Source organism: Candidatus Aquicultor secundus (assembly GCF_002791875.1).
Classification (GTDB): domain Bacteria; phylum Actinomycetota; class Aquicultoria; order Aquicultorales; family Aquicultoraceae; genus Aquicultor_A; species Aquicultor_A secundus.
In genome coordinates this window covers 1-10,749 of record NZ_PFNG01000013.1, presented here as the reverse complement: position 1 = coordinate 10,749, position 10,749 = coordinate 1, and the positions used below count along the sequence as shown (strand labels likewise).

Sequence of the window (10,749 nt, the reverse complement as noted above, 5' to 3'; positions counted from 1 at the left end):
AGATTAGAGATTAGAGATAAGAAAGTATCTACTTTCTTATCTACGGTTATCAGGGCTCTTAGACTGCCTATAGTGGCGACAAGTGTTTTGCAATCCCGCGCCGTCTGGTATATTAGAGGCTATGAGCAAAACGACGGAAAGTTACGCGAAGAAAGCAATCAAGCCGCCCGAACGGGTCCAATCCATGTTCGATGTGGTCGCCAAGCGCTACGATTTACTGAACCGCCTGATGACAATGGGGCGGGACCAGCGCTGGCGTAGGATAGCCGCCAAAAGCACGGCCGCCGACACGAACTCACTGGTTCTTGACGCCTGCACCGGCACCGGGGATCTTGCACTCGCCGTCAACGCAATAACCGGGTCGAAAGTAGTTGGCGTTGATTTCAGCCGGGATATGTTGGATCTGGCCGGGGAGAAAATTAAGAAAACCGATGCGTGCAACGACATAACATTTGAATGGGCATCTGTCGACGATCTGCCGTTTGAAGACGGCATATTTAATGCCATAACGATCGGGTTCGGCCTTCGAAACACTCCGGACTACCGCGCGGTATTACGTGAGTTTTATCGCGTAACCAAACCGGGGGGACGTCTCGTTATCCTCGAAAGCAGCCATCCTGAAGTAAAATTAGTAAATGCTCCATACACATGGTTTATCACGTCCGTTGTTCCATTCTTAGGCAAAATATTTTCTAGCGATTACCAGGCCTATAAGTATCTTGCCGAGAGTATGCAGGTATTCCCGCCACAAAAAGAACTTGCGTCGATGATGAGAGAAGCAGGCTGGACGGATGTAACCTACCGCAACTTCTTCCTAGGCGCCGTCGCCCTCCATGTTGGGGTTAAGAATAGCGATTAGCGAAGAGCGATTAGTATGGGTCGAGAAAGTGGATTTTAAAGAGACTCTTAGCCTTACGGTACTGCGCTGTTGTTCGCCTCGTGGTTAGTAGTGAGGTTCTCTTCTGAGAGTTTATCTTCTGACGTGCCATCCGGCATTTGTATAGCGGCGCCCTGCGATTGATTGGCAGGTGCCGGCGTTATACCACCGCCGGCGTTAACATCGATTCCTGTTTGCGATTGAGGTGCGGGCGAACCTTGACCCGCAGCCGCGGGTGCTCCACCGGGTTGGATTCCCTGTGCAGGTTTATTCGCATCGGCCTGACCCATACCTGCAGGCATTTCATTTGAGCCGTTTCGGATAACATACTTATTCTGAGGTGCCGGCTTTTCTGTTGTTTTTGTCGAGAAGATACCGGAAGCCGGCGATTGCAGTTGAACCTGGGCTCTATTCAAGTTCATATACATGTAGACACTTGCAACTAAAAGCAAAAGTGAGAAAGCTACGATCGATCTGCTCACAAATCTGCCCAAATGTTCCTCCTTTAATAGAGAGGCCGCAAGCAACCCTCTACATAATAATACTAGATTAAGCCGCTAATATAAAGCCCAAAACCCGATTACACCTCATTTGCGTTTATATTTCGGCTTCTGCGGTAAACAACCATTATGATTAATAATGCATCACGACGCCGTGGAGGCAGAAATAATAAAGGTGTAGTTGGGGAAGAGTTATCCGATATAGAGTGAGGGCATGTTTTTGGAATGGACTTTTTGGGGGTGCATTTATGTTTAAGCGCAAAGCGAAAGTCAAAAAACTGGGTTCGGATAACTGGAGCACGTGGAGTTCAATCGCCAGTGAAGGCAAGAAAGTAAATAACCACGTAAGTAAGGAATCCGAGCAGATGGTTACCAGAATCGATTGTCTTATCGATTCAATTAAAGAAACCAAAGTCGCCTAACTCACGGTCATATGCGGCAGGCGTTAGTATCTCCTCGCAAGTACAACTTAAGTTCGCAGCTGGTTTTGTCGATTCTATTTACATATTTTGCCAGTTATTTAGGTTGGAAAGAGGATTTTTATGTTTGTCCAAGATATTATGGTTTCGGATCTCGTCACCATCGGCCCATCGGCATCCATCGCCGATGCAGCCGCCGTTATGCTTCAGAAGGGGACTACATCATTATTTGTAACGCACTCGGATAAGTTACTCGGAATAATCACGGACTCGGATATATTATATAGCGTAGTCGCTCAGGGCTTCGCACCGACGGAGCACCAGATTTGGGAGTTCATGGATTTTAACCCCCCGATCGCAAATCCGGGGATGGATATCCTCGCACTCATCTCACTTATGGATAGATACCGCTTGACAAAGCTTCCGGTTATCGAGGAAGGCAAACTCATCGGCACAGTAACCCTTGCCGATATTGCCGCCAAGCTGGACTTAATGTAGTGAACCGACGACCTGCTAAATAGGTGAGCGGTTAAAAGGGCAAACAGCAGTAGCAGGGCCGAGCGCATCTCGGCCCTTTTGTGCGTCCGAGATTAGGCGTAATGAAGTAGCGTCGGTATACTACCGTTAGACCTTTAATCTAGACTTTTAATTAAAGCTATAGTTAAGGGTTAGTATTGTTACGAGATCAAGCGATATGCATCCGGGCATACCATGATACCAGGTCTTATGCGGGATTGGCCTGGTATTACCCCAAAATCACTACCGCTACAACCCCTAAGGGCATGTATTATAACCCCAGCTAATATGAATAATCCTCTTGTCTAATATATAATTATATATTATAAAAGCTATTAGTGGATATAAAGAGTTATCTACTGTTTTTGTATCAGCCAGGAGAGCACCAAGGAGGCAAGCGTATGTCGGATTATCGTGAGATGTGGAAAGAATTAGGGCTTGACTTAGAAGCCCACGACCAACTGCTAGCGGTGATTCCGCAAATTTACGGAGATGTTTACCTAACCCAAAAAGATCGTCCGGAAGGAATGGGATACTTGGACTTTGTTATGTCTGAGATTCACGGCTTAAGGGTTAAGGAGCTTAACGATTTGCGGGATGCCGGAGGCAAAGTAGTAGGAACGTTTTGTCTCTATGTGCCGGAAGAAATAGTGCTGGCTTCGGGGGCGGCGTGTGTGGGCATTTGCGGCGGGGCCGATTGGCCAAGCGCAGAAGCTGAAAAGGTGCTGCCACGGAACCTCTGCCCGCTCATCAAGTCCTTTATGTCGTTTAAAATTGCAAAGGTGTGCCCTTATTTTGAGTCGAGCGACATGATCGTCGGCGAAACGACCTGCGACGGCAAGAAAAAAAGCTATGAGATTCTTGGGGAATATACAAACGTCTATGTTATGCATACCCCGCAGATGAAGGATGATTCGAGCCGCAGGCTCTGGTTAGAAGAAGTTAAGAAATTCAAAGATAAGATGGAAGAACTTACCGGGAATCAAATTGATGCGGCCGCCCTCGCCAAGGGAATCGCCACGGTTAACGCAAAGCGTGCGGCCTTGAAGAGGATGAACGATGCTAGAAAGGCCGACCCGGTTCCGATCAGCGGAAAAGATGCTCTATTAATACAGCAGGTGGCGTTCTACGATGATCCCGCCCGTTTTACCGAAATGATCAACAAAATAAGCGCCGAGCTTGAGCAGAGAATTGCTAACGGCGCCGGTGCAGCCGAGAAAGGCGCCCCGAGAATTCTAATTTCGGGATGCCCGATGGCGGTGCCGAACTGGAAACTCCATCATATAGTAGAATCAACCGGTGCTGTAATTGTTGCCGAGGAAGCCTGCATTGGGCACAGGTATTTTAGGGACATGGTGAGCGAGGGCGCAGCTGATATCGATGCGGGGTTGGAGGCAGTTGCAAGCCGCTATATGAAGCTCGATTGCGCATGCTTTACACCGAACAAGGAGCGAATCGATAACATCAAGAAACTTGTTGATGATTATAATGTTGATGGTGTGATTCATTACTCGCTGCAGTTCTGCGACCCGTTTACGGTCGAGTACAACAGCGTTGAGAGAGCGCTTAAAAACGCCGGAGTGCCGGTTCTCAAGATTGAGACTGATTATAGCATGGAGGATGCAGGGCAGCTTTCGACCAGGGTCGAGGCCTTTATGGAGACCATTAGAGACCGCGAAGGGGCTGTTAGATAGGTGTATGTCGGGATTGATATCGGGTCTCGATGCATAAAGGTGGTTGCTTTAAACGGCAATGGCGTTGAAGATTTCAAAGTCGCCGACACGGGGTTTAGCCCATATGAGCGATCGCTTGAGTTGATCAAGCCGTATGGTGCAAAAAAGATAATCGCGACCGGATACGGGCGGCATTTTGCGCGGGAAGACTTCGCCGACGGGGTAATCACCGAGATTAAGGCGCATGCCATAGGCGCGCGCCATATATTTTCCGGCTGCCGCACGATTATTGATATCGGCGGGCAGGACAGCAAGGTTATATCGCTTGATGAGGGCGGTAAGGTGGCCGATTTTCAAATGAACGACCGCTGTGCGGCGGGGACCGGAAAATTTCTTGAGATTATGGCAAAAACGCTGGGCTTTACGCTTGAAGAATTTGGGGCGGCATCGCTTACCGCAAAAAAGGCTGTCCGCGTAAACAGCATGTGCACGGTATTTGCAGAGTCGGAAGTGGTCTCGCTTTTGGCAAAAAAAGAGCTGCCGATAAACATCGCGCTGGGACTTCACCAGTCTATTATAGAGAGAGTAAGCTCGATGCTGCATAAGGTGGGCATCGTAGACGAAATAGTGCTCTCGGGCGGCGTTGGGCGAAATCCGTGCATCCGGGAGCTGTTCCAGCAGAAACTGGGGCATAGCGTGCAGGTTTACGAACATCCCGAAATCGCGGGTGCGCTGGGTGCGGCGCTTGTGGCACGGGATGCGGCAAATTAACTGTTCGAACAAGCCTACCCGAAAATCAGATATAAGGTGATATCAGCCTGACATGAGTCCGATATGTCTGATATAATAGAGAATAGAGAGATAAAATAGAGATATAACAGAGAATTAAGAGAGAAATTGAAGGGGTAGGCCTTGGTTCTGCCCCTTTGCCTAAGCTCTGATTGGCGGGTAAGAGATGATAAAAGTTGATATCCCCGGGAGGGGACGTTACGAACTTCATAACCTGGTTCTCGACATGAATGGCACGCTTGCCGTAGACGGCATTATCCCCGACCAGGTATTACACAGGATTGAGACATTGTCGCAAGGCCTAACGGTGTATTTAATTACCGCTGATACCTATGGAAAACTCGAATCGCAGAAGGACAAAATAGCGGCTACTATTGAGCGCGTGCATCCGCCGGGGGAAGCATTACAGAAGGCGGCCTTCATCGAAAAAATCGGCGCTTCCGCCTGTATTGCGATTGGCAATGGGTCAAACGATGTCGAGATGCTTAAGAAAGCACAGTTAGGAATAGTTGTAATCGGCGGTGAGGGATGCGCGACGGATGCGCTTTTAGCCGCTGACATAATTGTAAATAGGTCAGAAGACGCCCTGGATCTGCTGGCCAATACAAAGAGACTTATAGCGACCCTTCGCAAATAAGTCATTTAATAGTTCGTCTATAATTTCTCTGCGACGCTTCCTATATCTACCCGAATAGCCCCTTAATAGGCAAGCGCCATAACTTCAACCCCATGTGGCTCTACAAAAATATAAAAATACCCCAATCCATTGGCGATCCATTGGCATCATGGTTATCCAGGGCTTATTCAGCATCTGGTTAAATTCATAGCGCACAAAACACAGAAAATTCTTTCAAAAACGGAAGGAAAGTTATAAATTTTGGAGAAATGTGTTGCAGAGTGGAATAAAGTGGAGTAGAGTGGATTACACAAAGAACGCCAAAGGGGCAACTACTTGTTTTTTGGAGAGTACTACCATTCGCTAGATGAAAAAGGACGCGTTATACTTCCCGTGAAATTCAGGGATGCGCTGGCGGATGGCCTCTTCATAACAAAATCGTTTGACAGCTGCCTTTTGGTTTACACCAGGAAAGACTGGTTTGAGCGGGTAGACGAGATCATGTCGAAGAAGCCCGCAACAGCCGAAGTAAGGAACTACCAGAGATTTGTGATCGGAAGTGCGGTGGAAGACGAAGTAAGCCGCCAGGGAAGGATTTCAATCCCGCAGAACCTTCGCGATTTTGCGGGTCTCGATAGAGACATTGTAATAATTGGAGTAGCAAATAAACTAGAAATTTGGGCAAAGGAGAGATATGAACGATTTATAGCTGACGCTGAAAAATCAGCTTCTGAGATAGGGGAAGAGATAGCTGATATCGGTGTTTAGCAAAGCACAACGGAATAAAGGGCCACGATGGAATATTTTCATAAACCCGTTTTGCTGGCTGAAGTCTTGAAGCAATTACGTTGCACTAACGGTAGCATAGTCATCGACTGCACTTTGGGCGGGGCAGGACATGCAGAGGCAATATTAGATTTAATAACGCCGGAAGGCTTCTTACTAGGAATCGATCAAGACATCGCAGCACTGGACGCAGCAAGGGTTAGATTAGCACGCTTCAGCCAGCAAAATTTTTCTTTAGTTCGAGGCAATTTTAGTGAGCTGGATCGCATTCTGGCTGAGGTCGGCCTTTATGCGATAGACGGAGTATTGTTTGACTTAGGGGTTTCGTCAGTCCAGTTCGACCGTGCCGAGAGAGGATTTAGTTATCGCTTTGATGCTCCGCTTGATATGCGTATGGATCAAAGACAGGCATTAACGGCGTTCGATGTGGTGAATGCGTATTCAAGGGGAGACCTCACGTGTGTCATCAAAGAGTATGGCGAGGAACGCTGGGCCAACAGAATCGCCGCGTTTATTATTAAAGCGCGGCAAAATCGTCCTATAGCAACGACGTTTGAGCTTGTGGACGTGATTAAGGATGCGATACCGGCCCCTGCCAGACGCCGGGGAGGACATCCCGCGAAGCAAATGTTTCAAGCACTGCGAATTGAAGTGAACGGCGAGATCAAGATTCTCGAGCGGAGTTTTCGGGACGCCATAAAATGGCTTAGGCCGGGAGGAAGACTAGTTATACTATCCTATCATTCGCTTGAAGATAGGGTAGCGAAAAATGTAATAAATGACCTGTCAAAAGGCTGTATTTGCCCGCCGGGGTTGCCGGTTTGCACGTGTGGGCACATGCCTCAACTGAGTGTAGTAACCAGGAAAGTCGTAAGGCCGACACCTGGAGAGATAGCAGAGAATCCAAGAGCGGAAAGCGCCCGGTTGAGGGCCGCCGAAAAACTGTAAGAGGTGAGAACAATAGCACAAGCGGCAAGAAAATTAGCGGTCAAGCAGCAGCAGGTACGGTATAAAGAGCAGCCGAAACCGAAGAAGAAACTGAAAGTCGTAGAACCAAAGAGACGGCAGAGCCGGCAGGTTTTAGCATTACCAGAGATCCCTTTTCCGGTTTTTGTGATGTCCGTTACGGTTATTACAGCGGGTATTATTATAAACGTAGCTCAGCAGGCGATTATATCCCAGCAAAGCTACATGATCGAATCCGTCAAGAAAGAAATTCAGGTAGCTCAGCAGGCGCAGGATAATCTCTATGCGCATAAAGCCATACTGCAATCGCCCCAAAGAATTGAATCAGTTGCCGTTGAGAAACTCTCGATGGTCAAGGCGCCGAAGGTGTCTTATCTTCGCATCCTTGATGACGGATCGAGGGGTATTAGCTCGACGGGCAACACTAGCCCTTCTATGAGTGCATCCGGTGATAAACATTATGTATCCGGTAAGAGTATAACCAAAGGCCGAGTCGAAGCTTCCTATGGTGGACGCTTGGGTTATCATGCTTTAGCACGTTAATAGAGGGAAGAGGAGCGAGTGGGTAGAGTTAAAAGCAGCACTGAGACACGGTTAACTGCTCTACTGGTCATAATATTTTTATGCGTTGTAGGAATATCGGGGCGGCTTGTCTTCGTTCAGGGGGTTTCGGCCGCCAAATACGATGCGGCTGCGGAAAAGCAACGATTAAGTATCGTAGAGTTGCCCCCTAAACGGGGCACCATCCTCGACAGAAACGGCGATGAGCTTGCCGTATCCGTCCTTATGGACACCATCTACGCGAGTCCCTCATTAATCGACGATCGCGAGGGGTTTGCAAAAAAACTCGCGCCCGTCCTGAAAATGGATGAGCGGGATATCCTCAAAAAACTTCTCAAGCAAAGCGGCTTCACCTATCTTGTAAGAAAAACCGACCCTTCTACCGTTAAAGCAGTAAAGCAACTGGTTAAAGAAGAGCATATAAAGGGCATTGGCTTTATTAAAGAGAGCAAGCGGTATTACCCCAACGCCGCGCTCGGTGCGCACGTGATCGGCTTTGCGGGTATGGACAACCACGGATTAAGCGGGCTTGAGCTGTATTACGATGAAATGCTTTACGGAAAGCCGGGCAAAATCGTTGCCGAGCGAGACGGTCAGGGCGGACCGATTCCGCAGAGCGTACAGAGTTCACGGCGGGCGATCGATGGCTCAAACATTCGTACCAGCATCGATAAAGAAATCCAGTACGAAGCCGAGCTTGGGTTGGCGGCGGTTGTAAAGAAATACAAGGCCAAGCGGGGCAGCGTCATCGTAATGAACCCAAAAACGGGAGAGATTTACGCTATGGCGAATGTCCCGTACTTCAATCCGAACAAACTTGCAACAGTTAATAAGGATAACCAGAAAAACACGACGATCACTGATCTATATGAGCCTGGGTCGACGATGAAGGCTATTATTGCCAGCGGTGCGCTGCAAGAGGGATTATGCAACCCTTCAACCCCATTTTACTTAAAATCGGCTATCCAAATCGGCCACAAAAGAATCAGGGATGCGCACACACGGCCCGCCGGCATGTACACGTTCTCAAACATCATCCAGGAGTCAAGCAACATCGGAATGGTTAAAATCGGTATGTTGATGGGCAAGGACAAGATTCTTGATTACCTGTCGCGATTTGGTTTCGACAGGAAAACCGGCGTGGATTATCCGGGCGAGTCCCGGGGGTTTTATCCCAAAAAAGAAAACTGGTCTGTGATGTCACTGGCTAATATCCCATTTGGCCAGGGGATATGTACCACACAGTTGATGATGGTAAAGGCATACGCAACGATTGCCAATGATGGTATCCCGATAAAACCGCATTTGTTACTCGATGCGACGGATCAGAGGGGAAGGGTTATTCTTAGTGCCCCCGCAATGCCGGAGAAACAGGTTATAGATGTCGCGGTTTGCCGGAAAATGAAGCAGATCCTGGAGAAAGCCGTGACGGACGGTACTGGGCCGCAGGCGAAGGTCGCTCATTATCGCGTTGGCGGCAAGACGGGTACCGCGCAGAAAGCTAAGGTTAACGGTCGTGGTTATGACAAGGGCAGGTATGTTGCTTCATTTATAGGAATGGTGCCAATACAAGATCCGCAGCTTGTTATTTCGGTCGTTATCGACGAGCCCCGGGAGAGTATCTATGGGGGCTCGGTTGCGGCGCCTGTATTCAGTAAAGTCGCGGAGTTTTCGTTACGTTATTTGAAAATACCCCCTGAATAGAGTAGTTAGCTCTAGCAGGGGATAGGAGTATTTACGCTTGTTTGCAAAAAGGAAGGGAGGGATGACATGAAAGAAATTGCATGTGCCCGGTTTACCGGAAGGTAAAATAGGGGTTACGTTTCGGTGGAACCGGGCGGCTTCCGTTGTTCTGAGCTTTTAAAAAAGCGACGTGGCGATTCAAAAGACAAGGTATAACGTAAGTAGATAGATAGGTAAGCAAGCAAGTAGGTAGGTAAGTAAGTAGATAGATAGGTAAGTAAGTAAGCAAGTAGGTAAGTAAGTAAATAAGTAGGTAGGTAGGTAAATAAATAAGTAAGTAGGTAGGTAAGGTAATGTCCAACCCATGAAGAGAAAGAAAAGAGGGAAGGGTGATGCGATACAAAGTAAATGTGAGTGCCCGGTTTATCGGCGGCTCGCAAAGGGCTTCACACGATACAACGCGGTAAATCGGGCGTCTACCGGCACAGTTAAGTGCTTGTTTTAAATCAGAATGGTTCGTGAAGTAGGTTTTTAGCAAGTTTGTTTCTGTAATAAGTGTTTCATTAGCGTTTTTTGCAGTAACACTTGTTTGATTTGCGTTTGTTGTACCAGCATTATTTTGTTGTTAGGCAGCATGTATTAGGGTGAGATGATTCACGCAATAAAATACAGCACGTTGGGGAGGTGATGGTATGCTACGCAATTGTAAGTGCCCGGTTTATCTGATCAACGACGTGGCATCCTGATAGATCGGGCTACTCCGTACAACTTAATATTGGTGAAGACATTGCTGGCACGATACCATAGTAATGTTGTTGCGGCGCTGATGCCTCAGCCCAGGCAAAATGCTGGGTTCCAGGCTTAGGTGTAGGCGATCTCTAAAAACAATCGGTCTGTCACGACCTGCTTATCTCGCCGTTTGAGATCGGCAAAATCAAGCAGCTTGTTTTCCGCAGAGCAGTTACTTTGCTAAAGCCTTTGTCTTTAAACTTGGGCCCAGCCTTAACGGTATTATGTAAAATCATGCATATGATCATGGGCTAGAGGTAGTCTGATCATTTAGCGGCTCCAGGCTCAGGGAGGCTTCAGTAAAGTCTCCAGGTGTTATTCGCCGCACTTATACACACCAAATGCGCTCTCTTGCATGTGTATATCATGCGACCGTAGCGTTCCCACATTGCTATCTCATGCAGCAATACCTATCCCTATCCCGCGATGGTGATCCCGTGCGGTCAGGCGATTCAGCTTGGACTAACGAAAGAGTGCACTTTTTGTACTAGTACCGCGACATCCTACTTTCTGTGCATGTCATTCTGAAGGAGCGATTAGCAATTGATTGTCATTCTGAAGGAGCGAAGCGACT

The 10,749-nt window shown here is 47.9% G+C and carries 11 protein-coding genes; 10 read left to right on the top strand and 1 reads right to left on the bottom strand.

What is annotated here, in order from left to right; genetic code table 11:
* Positions 1–121 precede the first annotated feature (121 nt).
* A complete protein-coding gene (gene ubiE / locus COY37_RS00410; RefSeq protein ID WP_286678764.1) occupies positions 122–859 on the top strand; it encodes a bifunctional demethylmenaquinone methyltransferase/2-methoxy-6-polyprenyl-1,4-benzoquinol methylase UbiE in 738 nt (245 codons plus the stop codon).
* 53 nt (positions 860–912) lie between these two features.
* Here ubiE and COY37_RS00405 read toward each other — a convergent pair whose 3' ends face one another.
* Positions 913–1,371, bottom strand: coding sequence for a hypothetical protein (locus tag COY37_RS00405; RefSeq protein WP_286678765.1), 459 nt, complete (start codon positions 1,369–1,371; stop codon positions 913–915).
* 254 nt (positions 1,372–1,625) lie between these two features.
* Between COY37_RS00405 and COY37_RS00400 the strand changes: the two genes are divergently transcribed.
* The 9 genes from COY37_RS00400 to COY37_RS00360 all read left to right on the top strand — a co-directional run bounded on the left by COY37_RS00400 (position 1,626) and on the right by COY37_RS00360 (position 9,407).
* Entirely contained in the window at positions 1,626–1,799 is a 174-nt protein-coding gene (locus COY37_RS00400) for a hypothetical protein (protein WP_286678766.1), read from the top strand.
* A gap of 120 nt (positions 1,800–1,919) precedes the next feature.
* Positions 1,920–2,294, top strand: a complete 375-nt coding sequence (locus tag COY37_RS00395; RefSeq protein WP_286678767.1) for a CBS domain-containing protein — start codon at positions 1,920–1,922, stop codon at positions 2,292–2,294.
* Positions 2,295–2,713: 419 nt separating this feature from the next.
* A complete protein-coding gene (locus COY37_RS00390) occupies positions 2,714–4,006 on the top strand; it encodes a double-cubane-cluster-containing anaerobic reductase (RefSeq protein WP_286678768.1) in 1,293 nt (430 codons plus the stop codon).
* On the top strand, positions 4,007–4,756 hold the full coding sequence (locus COY37_RS00385) for an acyl-CoA dehydratase activase (protein WP_286678769.1): 750 nt from the start codon (positions 4,007–4,009) through the stop codon (positions 4,754–4,756).
* Positions 4,757–4,940: 184 nt separating this feature from the next.
* The gene (locus COY37_RS00380) at positions 4,941–5,411 is read left to right on the top strand and encodes an HAD family hydrolase (protein WP_286678770.1); all 471 of its coding nucleotides are present in this window, start codon (positions 4,941–4,943) and stop codon (positions 5,409–5,411) included.
* A gap of 315 nt (positions 5,412–5,726) precedes the next feature.
* Positions 5,727–6,158 (top strand): division/cell wall cluster transcriptional repressor MraZ, encoded by a 432-nt coding sequence (mraZ, locus tag COY37_RS00375; protein WP_286678771.1) that lies wholly within the window; start codon positions 5,727–5,729, stop codon positions 6,156–6,158.
* 27 nt (positions 6,159–6,185) lie between these two features.
* Complete coding sequence (rsmH, locus tag COY37_RS00370; RefSeq protein WP_286678772.1) at positions 6,186–7,124, top strand: 16S rRNA (cytosine(1402)-N(4))-methyltransferase RsmH; 939 nt, start codon at positions 6,186–6,188, stop codon at positions 7,122–7,124.
* Positions 7,125–7,127: 3 nt separating this feature from the next.
* Entirely contained in the window at positions 7,128–7,685 is a 558-nt protein-coding gene (locus COY37_RS00365) for a hypothetical protein (protein WP_286678773.1), read from the top strand.
* A gap of 18 nt (positions 7,686–7,703) precedes the next feature.
* The gene (locus COY37_RS00360; RefSeq protein ID WP_286678774.1) at positions 7,704–9,407 is read left to right on the top strand and encodes a peptidoglycan D,D-transpeptidase FtsI family protein; all 1,704 of its coding nucleotides are present in this window, start codon (positions 7,704–7,706) and stop codon (positions 9,405–9,407) included.
* Positions 9,408–10,749 lie beyond the last annotated feature (1,342 nt).